Annotated in this window: 21 protein-coding genes and 3 tRNA genes; 11 read left to right on the plus strand and 13 right to left on the minus strand. The window is 58.9% G+C overall.

The genetic code is table 11. The features are described 5' to 3' along the window. Positions 1–61: 61 nt before the first annotated feature. The 10 genes from msbA to AB5Y73_RS07055 all read left to right on the plus strand — a co-directional run bounded on the left by msbA (position 62) and on the right by AB5Y73_RS07055 (position 7,963). On the plus strand, positions 62–1,825 hold the full coding sequence (gene msbA / locus AB5Y73_RS07010) for a lipid A ABC transporter ATP-binding protein/permease MsbA (protein WP_107682360.1): 1,764 nt from the start codon (positions 62–64) through the stop codon (positions 1,823–1,825). Continuing rightward, positions 1,825–2,820 carry a tetraacyldisaccharide 4'-kinase gene (gene lpxK, locus AB5Y73_RS07015; protein ID WP_279499258.1) on the plus strand — a complete coding sequence of 332 codons (996 nt, stop codon included), beginning with the start codon at positions 1,825–1,827 and terminating at the stop codon, positions 2,818–2,820. The genes msbA and lpxK overlap by 1 nt, the downstream gene beginning before the upstream one ends. Before the next feature lie 122 nt (positions 2,821–2,942). Beyond that, positions 2,943–3,131: a Trm112 family protein gene (locus AB5Y73_RS07020; RefSeq protein ID WP_005347033.1), complete on the plus strand. Its 189-nt coding sequence runs from the start codon at positions 2,943–2,945 to the stop codon at positions 3,129–3,131. Then, a complete protein-coding gene (kdsB, locus tag AB5Y73_RS07025) occupies positions 3,128–3,877 on the plus strand; it encodes a 3-deoxy-manno-octulosonate cytidylyltransferase (protein WP_107682362.1) in 750 nt (249 codons plus the stop codon). Before AB5Y73_RS07020 ends, kdsB begins: the two co-directional genes overlap by 4 nt. 212 nt (positions 3,878–4,089) lie before the next feature. Next, complete coding sequence (gene uvrY / locus AB5Y73_RS07030) at positions 4,090–4,734, plus strand: UvrY/SirA/GacA family response regulator transcription factor (protein ID WP_005337448.1); 645 nt, start codon at positions 4,090–4,092, stop codon at positions 4,732–4,734. Between the two features lie 127 nt (positions 4,735–4,861). Next, complete coding sequence (gene uvrC, locus AB5Y73_RS07035) at positions 4,862–6,715, plus strand: excinuclease ABC subunit UvrC (RefSeq protein ID WP_162895372.1); 1,854 nt, start codon at positions 4,862–4,864, stop codon at positions 6,713–6,715. 199 nt (positions 6,716–6,914) lie between these two features. After that, the gene (gene pgsA, locus AB5Y73_RS07040; protein WP_031227442.1) at positions 6,915–7,469 is read left to right on the plus strand and encodes a CDP-diacylglycerol--glycerol-3-phosphate 3-phosphatidyltransferase; all 555 of its coding nucleotides are present in this window, start codon (positions 6,915–6,917) and stop codon (positions 7,467–7,469) included. Between the two features lie 181 nt (positions 7,470–7,650). Further along, positions 7,651–7,726: transfer RNA gene (locus AB5Y73_RS07045), tRNA-Gly, on the plus strand. Positions 7,727–7,761: 35 nt separating this feature from the next. Further along, a tRNA-Cys gene (locus tag AB5Y73_RS07050) sits at positions 7,762–7,835 on the plus strand. Between the two features lie 41 nt (positions 7,836–7,876). Beyond that, positions 7,877–7,963 (plus strand) — tRNA-Leu (locus AB5Y73_RS07055). A 377-nt stretch (positions 7,964–8,340) separates the two neighbouring features. On the opposite strand, the gene AB5Y73_RS07060 is transcribed toward AB5Y73_RS07055, so the two are convergent. Continuing rightward, positions 8,341–9,063, minus strand: coding sequence for a peptidase M15 (locus AB5Y73_RS07060; RefSeq protein WP_234829675.1), 723 nt, complete (start codon positions 9,061–9,063; stop codon positions 8,341–8,343). An 883-nt stretch (positions 9,064–9,946) separates the two neighbouring features. Next, positions 9,947–10,588, minus strand: coding sequence for a TetR/AcrR family transcriptional regulator (locus AB5Y73_RS07065; protein ID WP_107682363.1), 642 nt, complete (start codon positions 10,586–10,588; stop codon positions 9,947–9,949). Positions 10,589–10,681: 93 nt separating this feature from the next. Here AB5Y73_RS07065 and AB5Y73_RS07070 point away from each other — a divergent pair, with 93 nt between their 5' ends. Continuing rightward, on the plus strand, positions 10,682–11,380 hold the full coding sequence (locus tag AB5Y73_RS07070; protein WP_107682364.1) for a hydrolase: 699 nt from the start codon (positions 10,682–10,684) through the stop codon (positions 11,378–11,380). A gap of 127 nt (positions 11,381–11,507) precedes the next feature. On the opposite strand, the gene AB5Y73_RS07075 is transcribed toward AB5Y73_RS07070, so the two are convergent. Genes AB5Y73_RS07075 through AB5Y73_RS07125 form a run of 11 tightly spaced genes read right to left on the minus strand, consistent with a single transcriptional unit; the run spans position 11,508 to position 20,841 of the window. After that, the gene (locus tag AB5Y73_RS07075) at positions 11,508–13,124 is read right to left on the minus strand and encodes a hypothetical protein (RefSeq protein ID WP_107682365.1); all 1,617 of its coding nucleotides are present in this window, start codon (positions 13,122–13,124) and stop codon (positions 11,508–11,510) included. Continuing rightward, on the minus strand, positions 13,121–13,690 hold the full coding sequence (locus AB5Y73_RS07080; protein WP_279499257.1) for a hypothetical protein: 570 nt from the start codon (positions 13,688–13,690) through the stop codon (positions 13,121–13,123). Before AB5Y73_RS07080 ends, AB5Y73_RS07075 begins: the two co-directional genes overlap by 4 nt. After that, positions 13,687–14,547 (minus strand): hypothetical protein, encoded by an 861-nt coding sequence (locus AB5Y73_RS07085; protein ID WP_234829674.1) that lies wholly within the window; start codon positions 14,545–14,547, stop codon positions 13,687–13,689. Before AB5Y73_RS07085 ends, AB5Y73_RS07080 begins: the two co-directional genes overlap by 4 nt. Positions 14,548–14,564: 17 nt before the next feature. Continuing rightward, positions 14,565–14,804, minus strand: coding sequence for a hypothetical protein (locus AB5Y73_RS07090; protein ID WP_118854010.1), 240 nt, complete (start codon positions 14,802–14,804; stop codon positions 14,565–14,567). After that, a complete protein-coding gene (locus tag AB5Y73_RS07095; protein WP_279499255.1) occupies positions 14,804–15,412 on the minus strand; it encodes a hypothetical protein in 609 nt (202 codons plus the stop codon). The genes AB5Y73_RS07090 and AB5Y73_RS07095 overlap by 1 nt, the downstream gene beginning before the upstream one ends. Further along, positions 15,378–15,947 carry a hypothetical protein gene (locus AB5Y73_RS07100; RefSeq protein ID WP_279499254.1) on the minus strand — a complete coding sequence of 190 codons (570 nt, stop codon included), beginning with the start codon at positions 15,945–15,947 and terminating at the stop codon, positions 15,378–15,380. The genes AB5Y73_RS07095 and AB5Y73_RS07100 overlap by 35 nt, the downstream gene beginning before the upstream one ends. Beyond that, positions 15,947–16,672 carry a phage tail protein gene (locus tag AB5Y73_RS07105; RefSeq protein WP_279499253.1) on the minus strand — a complete coding sequence of 242 codons (726 nt, stop codon included), beginning with the start codon at positions 16,670–16,672 and terminating at the stop codon, positions 15,947–15,949. The genes AB5Y73_RS07100 and AB5Y73_RS07105 overlap by 1 nt, the downstream gene beginning before the upstream one ends. Before the next feature lie 42 nt (positions 16,673–16,714). After that, positions 16,715–17,407, minus strand: coding sequence for a hypothetical protein (locus tag AB5Y73_RS07110; protein ID WP_368147402.1), 693 nt, complete (start codon positions 17,405–17,407; stop codon positions 16,715–16,717). Then, the gene (locus AB5Y73_RS07115) at positions 17,400–18,587 is read right to left on the minus strand and encodes a baseplate J/gp47 family protein (protein ID WP_257725874.1); all 1,188 of its coding nucleotides are present in this window, start codon (positions 18,585–18,587) and stop codon (positions 17,400–17,402) included. The genes AB5Y73_RS07110 and AB5Y73_RS07115 overlap by 8 nt, the downstream gene beginning before the upstream one ends. Continuing rightward, the gene (locus tag AB5Y73_RS07120) at positions 18,584–18,922 is read right to left on the minus strand and encodes a DUF2590 family protein (RefSeq protein ID WP_257725877.1); all 339 of its coding nucleotides are present in this window, start codon (positions 18,920–18,922) and stop codon (positions 18,584–18,586) included. The genes AB5Y73_RS07115 and AB5Y73_RS07120 overlap by 4 nt, the downstream gene beginning before the upstream one ends. Next, a complete protein-coding gene (locus tag AB5Y73_RS07125; RefSeq protein ID WP_257725873.1) occupies positions 18,922–20,841 on the minus strand; it encodes a phage tail tape measure protein in 1,920 nt (639 codons plus the stop codon). The genes AB5Y73_RS07120 and AB5Y73_RS07125 overlap by 1 nt, the downstream gene beginning before the upstream one ends. Positions 20,842–20,887: the final 46 nt, after the last annotated feature.

Here is a 20,887-nt window from a genome sequence, read left to right on the forward strand (position 1 = left end):
CTTGGTGTAAGCCTGCGCTTTGGCTAGAATAGCCCGTCATTTCCATTACCAACGGCTATTCATGCAACAAGAAACCTCACAAGAGAGCTGGCCAGTATTCAAACGCCTGCTCGGTTATGTCCGTGATCGCAAGCTGGGCCTGGTCGGTGGCATCATAGGGATGCTGGGCTACGCCGCCGTGGATACCACCTTTGTCTACTCCATCAAGCCGCTGATCGATCAGGGCATCAATGGCAACGACAGCACCGTTCTGAAATGGATGCCCTTCTTCGTCCTCGGCATCGTGGCCCTGCGCGGTGTCGCCAACTTTCTCTCCAACTACTGCATGGCCTGGGTCGGCAACCACGTTGTGATGCGTCTGCAACAGCAGGTGTTCAATCACATGGTGGCAATGCCGATGAGCTTCTTCGACCGTCAGAACACCGGTCATCTGCTCTCCAAGGTGACCTATGACGCCAGTCAGGTCTCCTCGGCGGCGAGCACCACGCTGGTGACCCTGGTGCGGGAAGGGGCGACCGTGGTCGGCCTGCTCGGCCTGATGTTCTGGCACTCCTGGCAGCTGTCAGTGATCTTTTTGGTGGTTGGCCCGCTGGTGGGCATCATCATCGGCCTTATCAGCCGCCGTTTCCGCCAGATCAGCCGTCACATCCAGCAGGCGGTAGGGGATATCACCACCTCCACCGAGCAGATGCTCAAAGGGCACAAAGAGGTGCTGATGTTTGGGGGCCAGAAGGTAGAAGAGAAACGCTTCTTCCAGGTCAGCAACAACATGCGCCAGCAGACCATGAAGATGGTCGCTGCCGATGCCATCGGCAGCCCTGTTGTGCAGATGGTTGCTTCCATCGCACTGGCGGCCTTCCTCTACGTCGCGACCATTGACAGCGTCAAGTCAACCCTGACTGCCGGTACGTTTACCGTCATGATCACCTCCATGATGATGCTGCTCAAACCGCTGAAAAGCCTGACCGACGTCAACAACCAGTTCCAGCGCGCCATCACCGCCTGCCACAGCCTGTTTGGCCTGCTCGACACCGAGCCGGAGCAGGATACCGGCACCCTTACTCTGGAGCGTGCTCGCGGCGAGATCGAGTTTCGCAACGTCACCTTCACCTACCCGACCAAGGACACCCCGGCGCTGCACAACGTCAGCTTCAAGGTGGAGGCGGGGAAATCGGTGGCGCTGGTGGGCCGTTCCGGCTCTGGCAAGAGTACCATTGCCAGCCTGCTGACCCGCTTCTACGACATCGATCAGGGCGAGATCCTGCTGGACGGCATCAACATCCGCGAATACAAGTTGAGCGAGCTGCGCAAGCAGTACGCGCTGGTCTCCCAGCATGTCCACCTGTTCAACGACTCGGTGGCCAACAACATCGCCTACGCGGCAGAAGACAAATACAGCCGCGACCAGATCGTGCAGGCCGCCCGTATCGCTCATGCCGACGAGTTCGTCAGCAAGATGAGCAACGGGTATGACACTGTGGTTGGCGAGAACGGTGCATCCCTCTCCGGTGGTCAGCGCCAGCGTGTTGCCATTGCACGGGCTTTGCTGCGCGATGCGCCGGTTCTGCTGCTGGATGAGGCCACCTCGGCCCTCGATACCGAGTCCGAGCGCCACATTCAGGCGGCTATCGACGAGCTTTGCAAGGCGCGTACCTCGCTGGTGATCGCCCACCGTCTCTCCACCATCGAGAAGGCGGACGAGATCCTGGTGATCGACGAAGGCCATATCGTCGAGCGCGGTAACCACGAAGCACTGATGGAGCAGCGTGGCACCTATGCCCAGCTGCGCGCCATTCAGTTTGGCAACGCGGGAAGCAAGGCTTGATGCTGGAACGGCTCTGGTATCGCAAAAGTGGCTGGCGCTGGTTGCTGGCCCCCTTTGCCCTGGTGTTTGCCATCATCAGCGGCAGCCGCCGCTACGCCTATCGTCACGGCTGGTGCAGGGGGTATCGCGCCTCCTTGCCGGTGATCGTGGTGGGCAATATTTCGGTGGGGGGCAACGGCAAGACGCCGGTGGTGGTCTGGCTGGTGGAGCAGTTGCAAGCCCGCGGCTATCGCCCCGGGGTGGTGAGCCGTGGTTATGGTGGCAAGGCGCCCCATTATCCCTATCGGCTGGATGAGACCAGCACCACGGCGCAGGCCGGAGATGAGCCGGTGCTGATTGCCCGGCGCTGCGGCTGTCCGGTGGTGGTTGCCCCGAAACGGGCCGACGCGGTACGACTGCTGGAGCAGAGCGGTGAAGTGGATATCATCATCACCGACGACGGTCTGCAGCACTATGCGCTGGCCCGCGACATCGAGCTGGTGGTAGTGGACGGCGCGCGCCGTTTCGGCAACGCCTGCTTGCTGCCCATGGGGCCGTTGCGCGAGCCGGTCACTCGTCTCAAACGGGTGGACGCCATCATCTGCAACGGCGGCGAGCCGGGCAAGGGGGAGTACCCCATGCAACTGGTCGCCGACACCCCGCGCCGGGTGCGCGACGATGCGCCGCTGGCGGCCCCTCTCGCATGCCTGGTTGATGCGCTGGCGGGGATCGGTCATCCACCCCGCTTCTTTGCCACCCTGGAAGGGCTCGGCTATCAGCTGGATCAGCAGGCCGCCTACGGCGATCATCACCCCTTCGATCGGGATGAGCTGGTGGGCCGCTTTGCCAGCAAGCCGCTGCTGATGACCGAGAAGGATGCGGTCAAGTGCCGCCCGTTTGCCCTCGATAACTGGTGGTATCTGCCGGTCAGCGCCGAGTTGCCCGCCTCCCTGCTCGATGCCCTGCTGCACAAGCTGGGGACGAAGGGGAAGGGCGCGGCCAGGGCGCAAGATTAATCTCTCTCGCCTGATGGGGGAGAAGTGGACCAATAGCGGTCCCGTATGGAATATCTGGTTGCTCGACATCCATCGCTGGCGTGATGAAGCCGCCAGCGCGACATCGTTGAAGGAGTATCGTTTTGGCTTTGGACATCAAGTTGCTCGACATCATCGCCTGCCCGGTCTGCAAGGGTAAGCTGCACTACAACAAGGCCGTGCATGAGCTGGTCTGCCGCTTTGACAAGCTGGCCTATCCGCTGGAGGAGGGGATCCCGGTGCTGCTGGAGAACCGCGCCCGTCCGCTCAACAGCGATGAGCTGCCGTCATGAGTTTCGTCGTCGTCATTCCTGCCCGCTATGCGTCAACTCGGCTGCCGGGCAAGCCGCTGGCTGACATCCATGGCAAGCCCATGGTGCAGCACGTGGTGGAAAAAGCGCTGCAATCCGGTGCCGATCGGGTGATCGTCGCCACCGATGACGAGCGGGTGCAGCAGGCACTGCTGAGCACCGGCGTCGAGGTGTGCATGACCTCACCGAATCACCAGTCCGGCACCGAGCGTCTGGCCGAGGTGTGCCGTCACTACGGCTTTGCTGCCGATACCATCATCGTTAATGTGCAGGGGGATGAGCCGCTCATTCCGCCCGCCATCATTCGTCAGGTGGCAGACAATCTGGCTGCCGCCACGGCGCCGATGGCGACCTTGTCGGTGCCGATCAAGGATGCCGAAGAGGCGTTCAACCCGAACGCAGTGAAAGTGGTGACTGACAAGGATGGCTACGCCCTATACTTCAGTCGCGCCAGCATTCCCTGGGATCGGGATCGCTTTGCCAAGAGCCATGAGCAGATTGGTGACCACTACCAGCGTCATATCGGTATCTATGCCTATCGCGCCGGCTTTATCCAGCGTTACGTAGACTGGGCACCGAGCGTGCTGGAGCAGGTCGAGGCACTGGAGCAGCTGCGGGTGCTCTGGTACGGGGAGAAGATCCACGTCGCCCAGGCCCTTGAAGCGCCGCCGGTCGGGGTGGATACCCAGGCCGATCTGGAGAAGGTGCGCGCCTTTTTGGCCCAGTAATGGCCACAGCACTAACGTCATGAAAAACGGTGTCGCAAGGCACCGTTTTTTGTTTTGAAAATTTATATAATTATTTGATTTTAAACGCTAAACATGGGTTTTCTCAAACTTTTGGCGTGCATGGTTTGCCAAAGCGACGAGTTTGGTTATGATGCAAGACGCCCTGTTAACCCTAACCGGGCGGCTAAAACGAGATAACACGGGGTGTTTGGGTGATAAATGTATTCCTGGTCGATGATCATGAGCTGGTGCGTACAGGGATAAGACGCATTCTTGAAGATGTGCGCGGGATCAAGGTGGTGGGTGAGGCACAGAGCGGCGAGACAGCAGTTACGTTCTGTCGCCAACACCATCCGGACGTGATCCTGATGGACATGAACATGCCGGGTATTGGCGGTCTGGAAGCGACCCGCAAAATTCTGCGGATCCGCCCCGATGTGCGCATCATAGTGCTGACCATTCATTCAGAAAATCCGTTCCCCACCAAGGTGATGCAGGCAGGCGCCGCCGGTTACCTGACCAAGGGCGCTGCCCCCGACGAGATGATCCAGGCGATCCGGTTGGTGCACTCCGGTCAGCGCTACATCTCCCCGGAGATTGCCCAGCAGATGGCCCTCAGCCAGTTTGCCTCCGCTGACGAGAATCCCTTCAAGTCCCTCTCCGAGCGCGAGCTGCAGATCATGATGATGATCACCAAGGGGCAGAAGGTGACTGATATCTCCGAGCAGCTCAACCTGAGCCCGAAGACGGTCAACAGCTACCGCTATCGTCTGTTCAGCAAGCTGGGGATCAACGGTGACGTGGAACTGACCCATCTGGCCATTCGCTATGGCATGCTGGATGCCGATACCCTCTAATCGGGTGGCGTGTGGTCACAAAGGCGGCGCGTGCCGCCTTTTTGCTTTTCTGCCCTTTTGCTTTTCAGGCGGCGGGGGCAGTATGCTCTGCCCGTCAATTTTTGCCTTTGTGTGAGCCGAGTAGCTGATGATCCTCTCTCCCGAACCTCTCTTCGACAGCAAGGCGTTTCTGAGCGCCGTCACCCATCAAAGTGGCGTCTACCGCATGTATGACAGCGGTGGCACCGTGATCTACGTGGGCAAGGCCAAGGATCTGAAAAAGCGGCTCGCCTCCTACTTTCGCACCAACGTCGACAGCATCAAGACCCGCACCCTGGTGCGACAGATCGCCGATATCCAGGTCACCGTCACCCACACCGAGACCGAGGCGCTGATCCTCGAGCACAACCTGATCAAGCAGTACCAGCCCCGTTACAACGTGCTGCTGCGGGACGACAAATCCTACCCGTGGATCATCATCACCGCGCATCAGCATCCACGCATCGGCGTCCATCGCGGTGCCCGCAAGATCAAAGGAGAGTACTTCGGCCCATACCCTTCTGGCGGCGCGGTGCGCGAGAGTTTGCATCTGATGCAGAAAATATTTCCGGTACGCCAGTGCGAGGATGCGGTCTATGCCAACCGCACCCGTCCCTGCCTGCTCTATCAGCTCAAGCGCTGCGCCGGCCCTTGCGTACCTGGGTTGGTGAGCGAAGCCGAATATGCCCAGCAGGTGGAGCTGGCCAAGCTGTTTCTGGCGGGCAAGAACCAGCAGGTAATAGGCGAGCTGGTGGGCAAGATGGAGTCCGCCAGCGGCGATCTGCGCTTTGAAGAGGCAGCCCGCTATCGGGATCAGATCCTGGCGCTGCGCCGGGTCACCGAGCAGCAGTCGGTGAGCGGCAACGTGCTGGACGAGCTGGATGTGGTGGGGGTCGCCTTTCAGCAAGGTGCGGCCTGCATCCACGTGCTCTTTATCCGTCAGGGCAAGGTGCTCGGCTCACGCAGCTACTTCCCGAAAGTGCCGGCTGACACCCAGCTTGACGAGGTGGTGCAATCCTTCCTGCTTCAGTTCTATCTCTCGGGGCAGGGGGGGCGGCAGATCCCGAGCGAGGTGCTGCTCGATGTGGCGTTGGAGGATGAGAGCGTCATCGCCGAGACCCTGAGTCAGACCGCAGGCTACAAGGTGCGGGTGGTTAGCCGTACCCGCGCCGAACGGGCCCGCTTTATAAAGCTCGCCTCCATCAACGCCGAGACGGCGCTGCGATCGCGGCTGGCTCACAAGAGCACCATCACCGCTCGCTACGATCAGCTGGAAGAGCTGCTGGAGCTGGAGCGCCCCATCGCCCGCATGGAGTGTTTCGATATCTCCCACACCATGGGGGAGCGCACCGTGGCCTCTTGCGTGGTGTTCAACCGGGAGGGGCCGCTCTCATCGGAATATCGCCGTTTCAATATCGACGGTATCACCGGCGGTGATGACTACGCGGCGATGGAGCAGGCACTGGAGCGCCGCTTTGGCAAACAGCAGGAGCCGGACAAGGTGCCGGACGTGCTGTTTATCGACGGCGGCCTCGGCCAGTTGCGCCGCGCCGAAGAGATCCTGGCGCGCCAGCTGGAGTTTCTCGGCGGCAAATACCCGCTGCTGGTGGGGATTGCCAAGGGAGTCACCCGCAAGGCGGGGTTGGAAACTCTCATTATGGGGGAGAGCCACGAAGAGCTGCATTTGCCGGCAGATATGCCCGCTTTGCACCTTATTCAGCATATTCGCGATGAATCCCACCGTTTTGCCATTACCGGCCACCGGGCCAGACGGGCCAAGGCCCGCACCAGCAGCAGTCTGGAGGATATTCCGGGGGTGGGGCCAAAGCGGCGGCAGGCGCTGCTCAAATATCTGGGCGGCCTGCAGGAGGTCAAAAAGGCGAGCGTGGATGAACTGGCCAAGGTACCCGGCATCAGTCAGGAGCTGGCCCAGACCATCCACGACGGCTTGCACAGCGCCTGAGCAGGGTTAGCGGCATGGCAACATCGCTAACTCCTTGATGCACAAGAGCCGTGACGCGGGGGGGCCGTAAATGCCATAATGGCCCTCGCATTTTGAGAAGATTGATGGATTAAAAAGACCAAGACGGGCGCCAGTGCGGTTGCATCGCAAATCGGCTTTGGCGCACTATGTAGCGACGTACAAGAAGTGGCTGAAAATAATGACAAACATACCTAACCTGTTGACGTTTTTCCGGATTTTGCTCATTCCCGTCTTCGTCATCCTGTTCTATCTGCCTTATCAATGGTCCTATCTGGCTGCCGCCATCATCTTTATTCTGGCCGCTGCCACCGACTGGTTTGATGGCTATCTGGCTCGCAAGCTCAATCAGTCCACCGCCTTTGGCGCCTTCCTTGACCCGGTTGCCGACAAGATCATGGTCGCCGCCGCACTGGTGGTTATCGTCGAACACTACAACACCATCTGGGTCACCATCCCCGCCATGACCATGATTGGCCGCGAGATCATCATCTCCGCCCTGCGTGAATGGATGGCCGAGCTCGGCAAACGCTCCTCGGTGGCGGTCAGCTGGATTGGCAAGTGGAAGACCATGATCCAGATGGTGTCACTCACCGGTCTTATCTGGCAGTACAACGTCTGGATGGTGTGGCTCGCCTACGTGATGCTCTATGTCGCCACCGTGCTCACCTTCTGGTCGATGTTCCAGTACATGAAGGCAGCCTGGGGCGATTTGACCCACCACGCCAACCTGTGAGTCACTTGCGCCGCAAGGTGAGGTTTCTGCTGATTTGAGGCAGGAAACGGCCAAAGGCGCTAAAACTGTTCAAAAAGGGCAAAAAATGCCCGAACGATCAGGTAATTAAATATTTCTGGTTGACTGGGCGAGGAACATCGCTAGAATGCGTCCTCGTAGTCAGGCAGTCAGCCAGAGCAATGCGGGAATAGCTCAGTTGGTAGAGCACGACCTTGCCAAGGTCGGGGTCGCGAGTTCGAGTCTCGTTTCCCGCTCCAAATTCAGACAATAGAGAGCCAACTCTCTTTTGCATGGCGCGTTAGCAAAGCGGTTATGCAGCGGATTGCAAATCCGTTTAGTCCGGTTCGACTCCGGAACGTGCCTCCATATTGACAAGCCCGCCACGCGAGCTTGATACCGATTGCGGTGCCCGAGTGGTGAAATCGGTAGACACAAGGGATTTAAAATCCCTCGACGTTCGCGTCGTGCCGGTTCGATTCCGGCCTCGGGCACCATTAAAATCAAAGAGTTACGAAAGGCCACTAGAAATAGTGGCCTTTTTCTTTTGCCTAAATGGCGACAGAGTGGCGACAGCGCTTTGATGGCTTAGTAATCCTGCTTCTTCCGGAGGTTTCAACCGATGGCAAGTATCCAAGTTCTCACTCGAAAAACCGGCAAGTCCTATCGTGTTCAGTTCATGCGTAACAGCAACCGTGTATTCACGGTTTTACCAGCAAAAAAGACGCAGAGCAGTACCTGGTTCAGGTCACTGCATCTGACGAGCTGGCAGATGTCTTAACCAACGTCACCCCATGAGTAGAGGAGCACGGCTATGAGCTCCTCTTATAAACTGCATTTGATTGCTGCGATCGGCAGAGGGGAGATTACGGCTTTAGCTCATGTTGAGAGACGTCAGCCAAGCTTTGTATTCTTGGGTATGGTCTCCTTCATGATTGTCCATCCCCGGTTTGGTTAGTATCCCCTTTGAATTGGAGATGTAGCTGTTAATCGTCTTTTTGGGGCGCTCATGCCACGAGATATTGAACGCAGCCAGTTTTGGGAAAAAATACATGGCTGAGTAATCAGGGATGTGATCGTGAATCCACCAGGCCAGAGCTTGCCAATGCCCGGTGTTTTCGTAATAGGGGAGAAAACTGGTGACTACAATACATGCGGTGGCGCCTATGCAACCATCCTGATCACGATAGTCCCAGATATGTTGAGCATAGTTGGCCTCATTTTTAGCGCAGTTGTATTGATTACCATTTTCAGCTCCCTTGGCATTTACCAGTGGAGAACGATAGGCTGAGCGGATAGCTATACGGCCTAAGCGTTGCTGAATGGGTTCCAGCACCTTTGTGCAGAGTTGGTGGCCAGTCTCTATAGCAAGGTCAGGGTAATCAGGTATATTGGGTATCCCCTCGATCTGAGCGATCTCTGAGTAGAGAAAATCGCGCATAAAGAAGCTGGGGGATAGTTGGACTCGTCCTAATTCTTCAAGCGATTTGACAGTTTTTGGTGACTTCACTTCATGTGCCCTGTTTTGGTCAGAGAGGGTTATCAATTTAGCAGATGGTGCTTCGAGAATTGAGCTAAGCACTGTTTCGTAGCTCACGTATCAAAGCAAAAATTTTCATATGACACCCTTCGATGATTGTTTTGGGGAATCAATCGGCCCCCGTCGGTTGCTCCTGCCTACAGGATAGGGCCAGGATGAACACATATCTGCATGTCGTTGGCGTGTGAGTTCTGTGGTTAAAAATGTGCAAAGTGTGCAAGCCCATCTCAACTTGAGCCAACCTGAAATAACTCAACCTCTCTTGATTCAATGGCTTAAGAGTCGTCCTATCCTTAGGAAACCGCAGCTTCTGGATTCAAAATCCACCGCTCAATAGTCGTACTTGTTCGAGTTCTAATTGGGGTGCTATTAGAATTCAATGACTTAAGGCCATCCAATCGGATGGCCTTTTGTTTCTCTGGGGGAGGGCGGTAGCGATTCTGGTGATCGGTTTCATTCGGTGTTCACTCCATCAAGTGTGACCGGACACAAACAGTAAAAAACCTCTTTTACGTGGCGTGCTCGTCTCAGCTCCCGCTCAGCTCTGTGCCGTCTCAATATTTCAGTTTCCATAATCTCTCAATTTAAACCTAACCAACTGAAACAAAAGATATTTAGCAAAGAAGGCCGCGCACAACTAGATCCCCCGAGATCGTCCCAATCCCCACGGAAAACACGTGTACCCCAGTAAAATCAGCAACTTGCATTTTCCCACCTGCTTAAACCCGGAGGCGATAACTGCAAAACAGTGAAAAAATGATCCTCCTTTTCAGATCCTCACCTCGCCAGAGATCCTTTATTTGGCGCGGCCTGGGCATATGGTTTTGCAGTAATCCACTTTTGCAAAAAATTTTCCTGATGAAGCCCGCAGGCGGGAGCGGATGAGCGCGGATTCCGTGACGCAGACGCGGCGGCGTAGACCCCTTGCTAAGTGTTGTACCTATCCTCGCACCAGGCCGGGCAGTACTAGGGCAACGGCGGCGGCGATTCGCTGGCGGATGTCGCTGCCCGGCGGCAGCAAGCCGAGAGCCATCTGGCGTAGTGGCTCTGCTATGGTCATCGCCAGCAGCAGATCGCTGGTTTGGGCGGTGTCCAGCTCACGAAGCCAGCCCAGTTTATGCTGGTTTTTCAGCCAGCTGGCCAAGGTCGCTCTGCCGCGCACAATGCCATTCTCCTGATAAGCCGTCAGCAGGGCATCGCGCCCTACGAAGTCATGCTGCAGTAGCCGGAACATGCCGATCGCCTGCGCACTCAATACCTGGCTTGCAATGGCCTGCAGGCCCTGCTCCAGCATTTCGCCAAGCGCGTCGGGGTGAGTGGCATCTTGCTCGAATGCCGGTTGAAAGGCATCGGTCCAGCTGCGAACTGCCTGCGCCACTAGCTCGTCGCGGTTAGCAGCGAAGCGATACAGTGTCTTCTTGGCTACCCCCGCCTGTTTGGCCACCGCATCCACGGTCGCGGCGCTATACCCTCCTTTAAGCAACAAGGCTAGCGTTGCCTCGGCCAAGGCTGAACGCAGCTCAGACTCCGGGGTTATCGGACGACCCCGTGAACGTGTTTCTTCATCGGTTTGGTGCGACATGATTGGCTCCTAGAAAGCATTGACAGACCCAGCATACAGGCATAGCCTAATTTAGGAAACGAAATTCGTTTCCTAAATTATAGGAGTCTCATCATGAATACTTCCGCATTGCTTGCCCCCTGGGCTGTTGATGACATTAATGAGTTGCTCAGGCCTCAACCACTGCGCTTGGAAATGGGTCTTACCCGTAGCACCGATGGTCTGCTGACGGTCGCCATCCGCACCGATCTGCACGGTTGCAAGGGGCGAATGCTGGATTGGTGGTTCACTTTCTTCGAGACGACCCAGCATATCAAATGGTGGCACCCGCACGACCACGTCGAGCATCGGGGCTGGGACCATCACTGGAAAAAAGGAGAGCGCTATGTGGGGGCCAGCATAGATGCGGTGGAGTGGCTTGCCGAGCTGCCACCAGTGGCTGCTCGCCTAAAGTTCCACCCTGCCGAAGAAGTGTTCGCCTCACAGCCGCTGTACGAGGCGCGAGAGACGCAGGCATTGTCTGCTGCGATCTGTGCCCGCATCGGCTTTGGTGATGAGGTCGTGCTGGATGAGCAGGGGGCGCCGCTGGACGGCGAGATGTTGCATTTGGCACGCGATACCCATTATGGCTGTGTGCTGCGCAGCCGCTTCCTTCTAGGCAAGGCCTGCGCCAATCCGCTTGATGAGGTACCGGACGAGATCGGCTTCAATCTGATGCGTCACTGTTACAGTGAGTTCAGCTATCTAGCGCAGTTTCTGCCGTCGCTCTACTACGCGGAAAACGGTCGTGAACCAGCGCCACGGTTCTGGTGACGGAGTCGACAGCTGACACCAAACGTGGCTAGTGAAAATAAAGCAATAAAAACAATGCCGGTCAGTCTTAACTGACTGGCATTGTCACGATGCGGGGCCTTCGTTGCTTGGTTACTCGGTGGGTGGGTTATTCGATGATGGGTGAAAGGGTCGATACCAGTTCACCAGCCAGCTTGCTCTGGGTGTTGAATGCGTTGGCATATGGTGGGACAGGTGGCGGGCCGCCGTGATCATGGTTAGCAGCAGAGGCGGCCAGCTGCTCCACCACTTTCATCAGTTGGAGCAACAGGTTGAATATGTTCACGTCGTCGGTACCCACCCACGAACGTGGCGCCTCGAAGTGCTGGAGTTCACCGGCCACACTGCGCCGCAGTTGCCCAATCACCTCCACCAGATCGCCGGCAGTGGTCTGGCTCATGTTGCCCAGGCTCCCCAGCACCATGTCATCACCGGCCAGCAGCTCGATGGCCCCGAGCGCCTCGATGCGCTTCATTGCCCCGATCTGCTCCACGCTGTGTTGCAGGGTGGTGATCTGGTGCTGGCCAAACTCGCCCAGGTATTCGTCAGCCTCGCGGTGCATTCGCATCGCCTTGTCATGTTGGCGGCGGTCAGTATGGCGTGACTGGTTGCCCACAGTATCGGTACGGCTGAACACTTCCGCCCGTTGCTGCTGGAGCTGTTCGCCCGGGGCGATATCCGGCAGCGGCCAACCGGTGCCCAGTACGGTGCGAATAAATGGCCGGTCAGCGCGGCCGAAGGCAAACCCCAGCTCAACGATCGTCCCCTCGATGGGGTACTGCAGCAGCCCCTGCTCGTGCCCGCCGAACATCACCGGCAGAGGTACGGCGCGATAGAGTGGGGTTGCCTTGTCCGGTTGGCCATCTTCACCCAGCAGTTGCACATCCACCGCATAGCGCGGGCGAAACGGGTCATCGAGCTGGCCAGCTGCCGCGCTGTCGCTGATGGCCTCGACCCGCCCGAACTTGGGCAGGTGCATATTGTCTGCCAGCTCCGGGAACACCCCCTCCATCTTGCGCCGCTCCGGCGACTTCACCGGTTTACCTGGTGTCGCCGTGGTGAGGGTCATCTCGTCACCCTTGAGGCGTACCCGCTCCACTCGCTTGCCGTTGAGGATGACCCCCGGGCGCATGGCCGGGATCGGGGCGGTGGTGAGGGTGTTGCCCGCCTGGCGGCCAGAGAAGGCTGGATCCAGTTCCACCGGCCTGTCTGCCCACCGACTATGGGCATGACTGCCCACGAAGATGGCGCCATCTGGCTGTTGATGCCAGATGAAGTCCGGCACCGCAAAGGCGCGCCCCGCATTGTTCAGCAGCTGATATCCGGTACCGGCGCTGGTGAAGTTGGGGATCGGCTTGTCGGTGTAGTCGGCCCCATCAGGCAGCAAAAAGGTGAGCTGGGTCTGGTCGCTCAACCATGCCAGCAGGCTGCGCAAGGTGGCATGCTGGATGCTGACAGGGAAGGCACTGCCCAGAATACCGGCCAGCTCGCGGCACAGCAGTTTGCTGGCGCTGTTACTGGCTGGCTGCACGTCATACACGTAACCGGTAAACCAGCGGCGCAGCTCGCCGTTGTAGCCTAGATCCACAGTCAGGGTTTGCCCCTTCTTGGCGCTACCCTTGATGGTGAGGGCGGCGCGGCCACCGGCGCAGAGATCCAGCACGATATCGTGGTCGATAAGGTTGGCCGGTTGCCCGCCCAGGGTCAGGTTGGTCGAGAGTTTCACGCCATCAGGTCTCCCAATTTGTTATCCAGCCCCTTGATGGCCTGCTCCCAGGAGCTCAGTTGCTCTTGTTCGGTGGCTGGTTTCCCATTGTTACCATCGGCAGGCTTGGCAGCTTTGGCGTTCGCTGTGCCCTGGCCCACGGTGGCCGGTGCTTTTGGCATCCGCTGTTCCCGCTTTTCCGGTACCGAGTTGTGTTCGCGCAGGGTGAACTGCACTTGCCACGCTAGCAGCCCCTCCTGCTCGCTGGCAGTGATGCGCCCGGCAAACTTGGCCTGGCGCACCTTCACCGACTTTGCCAGCAGCGACCCGACTCGGTAGATATGGCGCTTGCCACCATCGTCCTTGGCGTCGGCCAGCTCAAACAACCTGCTCAGGGTCTGTTCATCCTTGAAAGGGACAAGGCCAGAGATATCGAGCTCCTTGGCTTTGGCCCCTTGCTCCGAGCTACTGGTCGAGCTGGTTTGGCCGTTGCTGTCCTTGTCCTGAAACTGCATCGACGCAGAGATCCGCATCGACTTCATCACAATTGGCTCACCGTCCAGGGTGAGCATGGCGGTTCGGCTCATCGGGTTAACTCCAGCCAGAAGGTGAGCGGGGAAGGGGAGAGCAGCAGCGCGCCGACCGTCATGCTATGGCTATGGTCTGGCGGGCTGCTTTGGCCCAGCTGGGCGGCAAGGCTGGCCGCATCGCCTTGTCCCTGCCAGTGCCACAGCTGGCCGCTGATGGTAGCCAGCTGGTCGAGCGCCTTCTCCAGCCCTGCCAGTCTGGCCGCGCGGCGTTCGGCCACGGCTGCCAGCTTGGCAATCGGCGTGGCGGCCCCCTGCGCCAGGCTCTCCAGCTGTGCCAACTCGGCCCCCAGAGCCATGCGGGCAGGGCGCAGCGGATCCCAACTCAGCGGCTCATCTGCTTTCCAGCGTGGCACCTTGGCGGCGGTGGGCTGGCTCATGGTGTCGTTGTTGGCGGCGAGGCGGCGCAGAGCGGCGCACCACTCCGGCAGCGGCAGGATGGTGCAAAGCGGCGTTAAGGCATCGGCCAGCGCTGTCTCGCTGTTGCCAGTGACCAGCCAGGCGATGGCGTGCAGCTGGCCTGTCGGCAGCAGGGGATCGGCCCCGTCTTGCAGCTTGGCGGCAAGGGTCGCCACCGCATTGGGGGCGGCGAGGCTGTACTGGTTGCTCTGGTGCTGGCCCACCCCATGCTGATAGGGGGTTACGGTCAGGCAGCGACCAGTGACCAGCAGCCTGTCCAGTTCATCCCGCAACCCCGCCAGCGCGGCAGATGCCTCGCTGAGCGGGTGGGGCCGGTACTGAGCCCGCTCCGCCAGCCCTTGCAGGCGGTTTACCGCGGCTGACTGGTTGCCTGAAAGTTGACCCAGCACACTCGAACACTGCTGATTGATAGCGGTCAGCGATGGCGGATACTTCATAGTGGATGGAGTCCACATCAGTGAGTAGTTTCCATTGACTCGAACACCCCCAGTTCAGCAAGCGCCGCCAGAAGCGCTGGCGTTACAGGGCTGTCCAGATCGGCGATGATGACACGCGCCAAGGCACTGGTTTCGGCCAGCGCCTCCAGCTTTACTCGCTGTTCCAGAGTCAACATTGACCGCAGAGTGATGGGCTGGGTGGCAGCAGAACCGAATGCAGTGGCGCCGGGGCCATCGATAATCACGTAGTTTGTCATCACTTAACCCTCAGATATAAATTTGGCGTGTATTGCTGCGCACCGACAAATGCGCTGTCCTCTGTCGCAACTGAGCTGGCCGCGCCATCTGACAAAACCAATAATGATTTCCCATTTAGCGTCGCGTATGAATACTGGTATTTATCTTTAAAGCTGCCCATATTAATTTCGGATGGTTTGGCTACTGTCCGATTAAAAATCTCGCCATCCGATGTAATAAACCCGACACCAGATGAAGTACTGAGCAATAAAGCTGCGTCAGGTAGTTGTATAAATGTGTATGTACTAATTTCCCCGTTATATTGTCCAACCAGAGAGCTATCAACAATCCAGTTTTTCATGTCGCGCGACCGTTTGATATTTCCCGTTAATCGATCAAACGTCATATACCAGCCGGCCACCTTAGCACCTTTCACGTGCTGGCCGATCCCGAATGTAGACGACTGCCAGGCAACCCCATCGCGAGTAGAAATTACATTCCCCGAATCAGGCGAGCCAGGGTAGTTTTCAGCCATGCAGGCGATGATTATATCGTCATCACTATAAACCACTGATGGATGGTTAAATGAACCATCAATGCTTTTTTGATACAGACCATGTTGTTCCACGGTCAGAAGTAGTCAAAAAGGCCGCTTTCGTTGCGTCGTTCAACAGCAATAGCTTCCCTGCAATTTTTGTGAGCGCGTGATATGTGGTCGGCGGGTTAGATGTCGGCGTTACATCTGTAAACGATAAAAAATCCGCGGTACGAAAAATTTTTGCTGCCCCGGACAGAAACCAATCACCACCCAAGAAAACGATACATGCCATATTCAGGTTCTGTGGGGTTGCATGCTTCGTTACAACGCCTTTTTTTATCAACAGAACCTGATTTCCATGCAACTTATTCAAGATGGCGATATCACCAGACGGTGACTGGGCGAATGAACCATTTGCGGTAACGGCGCCGGGCAGGGCAGATGTGTCATACGCAACATCAACGCGGCCATCTACGAAGGGGAAATCGGGATAGGTAGCCGATGGAGCGATAACTCCCGACCGTAGATACTCCTGATCCCCCAACGTCAGTTTAGGCTGCGTTGATGGTAAAAATACCATGGTACCTACGTCTGTAATGGCAGCGCGGCCTCCCAGATCGATCATTAGCTGACCCTCCATGTTCCGTTTATTTTTTCAAAAACAAATTCACGGCCGCTCTCGATGAGGCGCACCTGTTGATCTGCTCCCAGCGGGGTGCTGATGGAGCCTGTCGATAGCCGGATGATGCAATCCCCTGCCGCCATATCCACGCTGTGATCGACAATCACGCCGAGGCGGCTACCGTCCGGCCATGTTTCATCCAGGGTCACAGCGGCCGGTTTCATAAATCTCAGGTGTGACGGGTATTTCCCGTTGGCGGGCAGCGAACTGTCGGCAGTGATCGCCGATGCACTGAACCCGGTGCGCAGCCCATCGCTGATCGCGGTGTTGATGTAGTCAGTGAAATCAAACTGCCATGTCTCCGGCGTGATGGTCACATCCAGCGCGGCGCTGGCGCGGGCGAAGGCCAGAATGAAGTTGCGGATCAGGGTATCCCCTGGCTGGTTGGCATCCTTGGCCACCTTGACCGTATCAGGCAAATAGGAGACCGCGACCAGGGTGCCATCGCGGGCTTCCAGTCCCATCCAGTTGAAAGTAAACGGCCCCACGGTCGGTTCCAGCAGCAGGGAATAGACCACCTTGTCCGGCGAGATCGCGGAGGCCCTGGTGACCGGTCCCCGATATTTGATTTCTCCCGGTGCGGGATCCGGTTCATCCGGATTCACCGGGTCGGTGTAGTTCAACCCCGGCTTGTAGGCCAGCACCATCTTGTCGATGTGGGTGGCCACGTTCAGGGGCGAGATTCTGGGTGATGAGCATCATCCCCCGATTCAGGATTTCGGCCATTTAGCCTCCGTAGTTACATAGCTGGCAGAGATCGGCTGGGCAGCTCTCACGCAATGCCCCCAGACCGAACCGGCCAGCTCGACATCCGTTGATGCGGTGATGGTTTGATAGCTGGCCGAAAACTCGGCGCAGCCCAACTGCTGCTGGTCGGTGAACGCGGTCACGCCCACGTCATAGCGGCGACAGGTGCGGCGGTACTGCTTCACCAGCTCGTGGGCCAGCCGCTCCGTCAGTTGGTCGCTGTGCTCATCGAGCAACAGCAGGATGATGTCCCAGTCCATGCCGTCGATGCGCTCCATCTGGGCGCGCAGGGTGATATCGAATCGGCCAAAGATATCGACAAAGCCAGCGGTGCCGCCCGCGTCTCTGGCGTTGATGAAGGCGAACTTCACCCGCTTGCGAAACAGGTCGAGCGGCTCGCCCTTGAAGCGCGTGATATCCCGCTCCCAGGCGAGCAGTGCCAGCAGGGACTCGGAGCAGGTCAGCGGGTCTTGTTGCGCCAGCGGCTGCACCAGCCAGCCGCGCAGGCGGCGCCACAGGGCCATGATGCCCCGGGCCAAGAAGGCGGACTCCTGCACACCGTCCGCGATGCTCTTGCCATCTTCCCACCACGGGGCGGTGCTTTCCGGCAGCTGGGGCGCGGCGCTCAGATGGTCGATGCCGGTGGTTTTATTCATGGAGCGTCACCTCCAGCCCCGAGAGGCGCGGGATGGCGAGCCCCGAGAGGATATCCAGCTCGGTGAAGTGCAGGCTCCTGATCTCGGGGAATGCCTGATGCAGCTCGCGGCCCAGCTGGCTTAAGGAGAAACGGGACTGCGGCCAGGTGCGGGTCACGGTCGGATAGTCAGCCGACAGCCGGAACGCCGCATTGACCAGCTGCCTGACCCCCGCGACCAGGGCGGCCCGCTGGGGCTCGCCAAGGTTATCGACGGGCCACAGCTCCAGATGCAAGCTGTGCTCGGTTTCCGGTATCGCCATCACCTGCAGATCATCGCCGTGGCCGTGGTTGCCCTGGTTGGTCACGTAGTCGTTAAGCTTGCTGATGAGGCTGGCCGGTGTGGTCCCTACTTCCAGCAGGATGTAGGCATTGGCGGTCCCTGGCCCGCGCGGGGCATCGTGCTCGAAGAAGATATGATCGGCGCGAATACCCGCGACGCTGGCCAGCATCGAGCGATAGACGGCATCGATGTGATAGCGCCCCACTGCCGAGAACTGGTTCTTGATGCGCAGGCCCAGCGCATCGTTGCTCTCGGCATCGGCGCCCGGGGTGATGATCCACTCCTTGTCATCGTTGCGAGCCGAGAGGATGCCGGTCACCGGTTCACTGAGCAGGTTGTAATAGCCCGGGGCCAGATTCCAGGCCGCGCCCGCGAACTCGGCCTCGCACACCACGCGGGCCACCGCTTCACCGGCTGGGCTGACCATGGCCTGTACCGGCTTCACCCGGTAGATGGTGCCGTTGATGCGCTCGGTGCTGACCCAGATATCGGCCGGGATGGCGGTGGCTTCGCTCGGATTGGCCTTGACGAAGTTGATTACCCCTCGGGTCTTCTGGTCGCCTTTGCGGGTGAGATCCACATCCCACGCCTTGAGGTCGAGATAGGTATCGGTGGCGGTGGCGGCAAAGGTGTTGGGCAGCACATGACCAGCCAGCAGGGTGCGGACAAGCCAGAGCGCCGGGGTGATGACCACCCCGCGCACCAGTCGCCAGAAGGGGCTCACATCGCTGTCGTTGGTGATAAGGGAGCCGGCGGCCTCGACCTCTTTTTTAAGCTCGGCCTCCATGGCCTGTTCGGTGGTCGGGATGCCGGTCTCTGCCAGCAGGGCCATAAAATCCACGTTGGGGCGCAGGTTCACAGGGTTACCTCCAGATTGCCAAATTCATAGGTGCGGGCGGTGACCAGCACCCGCTCGATATCCTCCTCGCTGATCACGATGGTGCCCGGGATCAGCCGCTCGTCGTTCTCGACCAGCAGCTCTATCTCGGTCATCACATCGGCGCGCAGGGTCGGGCTGCGCTCACCGATCAGCTTGCGGGCCAGCCCCGACTCCATGATCCGGTGTTTGATGTCCTGGCCGATGCTGTGGCGGTCCTGGGTGTAACGGGGCTGGCCACCGGCATCGAGCTGCCATGCGCCGTTGATTACCAAAATGTCGATGTACTTGGGCTCACGGTTCAGGGGCTCGCTCATCATGGGGTCTCCAGCCAGGCGTTTTCGGCCATCTGTTCGGGGGTCATCGGGTTCTGGAAGTGGTTATGAACTTCCCCGATGCTCAGGGCTTTGGCCGGTTTCTGGTTGGCAGTGGTCGCGGCCGCGTTGGCCTGGATCAACTGCTTGCCCAGCCCACCTGATGGCACTGAACTTTGCTCTTGCTGGCGGTAGCGGGCGAGGGGCGCATTGATGGTCTCTTGTTGCTGCTCTGGAGCCTGAAGGTTCATTGCCCCCGGCATGACCGGCACATTGAGCGGAGAGACGGCAGGCATGGCCAGTTCAGGCATGGAGCCAAACTCGATATTGACGCCCGGGATCATGTTGAGCTTGTCGATCAGCCAGTCCACCGCTTTGCCGATCAGCTGAAAAGGACTCAAGTCAGCGAGCAGTTGCATGAAGCTGGCCCATCCTGCGGCGGCCCCATCGACCATTGCTGTCATGGCCTCGAACACGCCCCAGTCAGCCAGGGTTTGCTTGAGGTCATCCCAGTAGTAGATCGCCAAGCCAATGGCACCGACAAGCAGCCCGCCGATGAGATAAGCCAGCAGCACGGCAGGGTTGGCCGCCATCATGATATTGACCGCCAGCATGATGGCCCGAAACGACACCAGGCCCGCTTTCAGCAGGTTGAGCGGGGCAATGATGATTGACCAGGCGATACCAAGCCCCAGGGTGGCCAGCTTGGCCAAGCCAGCGATCAGCATCCAGGTACCGGTGACCATGCTCAACCCCACGATGGCCAGCAGGGCATAGCTGATGACCTTGGTCAGGTTCGGGAAAAGATGCGTCCAGCGCAGCACGTCATTGGCACCGTCGGCAAAGACGCTGACCACGGCGTTGATGGCGGGCAGCACCACCCCGAACGCGGCGGCACGGATGGCGAACCAGGCTTGCTCGACCCGCTGCCACTGGTCGGTCATGGCGGCGGCCATTTGCTCGGCCTTACCCATGCCGTGGGTGTTGGCCAGCGCGTTGATGTTGGTGGCGAGCCCCTTGGTGTTGGTCATCAACAGTTTGATCATGCTGACTGCCTCATCCGAGCCGAACGCCTTCTTGAGCTCGTCCCCTTCGGCCACGCTCAGGGTTTCGCCATAGCGCGCCTTGAGCTTGTCCAGCATGGTGAGCACCGGCAGCATGTTGCCCGCGGCATCGGTGAACTGGATGCCGAGCGCCTTCTGGGCATTGCCGACGCCAGCCAGAAACGCCTTGAACTTGGTACCGGCTTCGCCGCCGCTCATGGTGGCTTGCAACTGGCCGAGCACGGCGAACTGTTCATCCATCGAGATCCCAGCGGCGGTGGCGTTGGCCCCGATCGCCCCGAAGGCGTCAGCCATCCCCTGGCCGGTGGTTTTGAACATCTGCACAGCTGCGGCTGTTTTGCCAGCCAAGTCTTCCACCCAGTTGGCCTTGCCCATCATCTTGGCCTGCTGCTCGAAGATGCCGTACATGGTGCCCATGTAGTTGGTGATGGTGGCGGTGTCGGCCTTGGTCGCCTTGGCCAGGGTGGTCGAGGCGCGGGTGAAGGCGGGCAGCTCGTTACCTTCCAGCCCCGCAATCGCCGACTGGATATCGTAGGAGGAGCGGACAATCTCGGTTGCCGATTCCCCATACTGGATAGAGAGCTTCAACGCCTCGCTGCCGAGCGCCCCGAGCACATCCTTTTGCACATCGAGCGAGGCCACTTCCCCCAGTGCCCTGTCCATCTCGATGGCGGGGCCCAGGGCGGACTGGATCGCCATGCCGCCGGCGGCCACCGTGGTGGCCCCCATTGCCATGCTGCTCCAGCCCTGGTGGCCAGTCTTGCTGACCTTGTCCATCTGGGCATTGATGCCGGCAAGGGGCTTGGTGACCTGATCCACCAAAGCCACCTGCATCATCAATTTTTCCATCCAGGCCATAGGTCGTTATCCGTTGAATGCTTTAGCGATGCCCTCAGCCACGGCG

The sequence above is a fragment of the Aeromonas sp. s7(2024) genome, assembly GCF_040907825.1.
Classification (GTDB): Bacteria; Pseudomonadota; Gammaproteobacteria; order Enterobacterales; family Aeromonadaceae; genus Aeromonas; species Aeromonas veronii.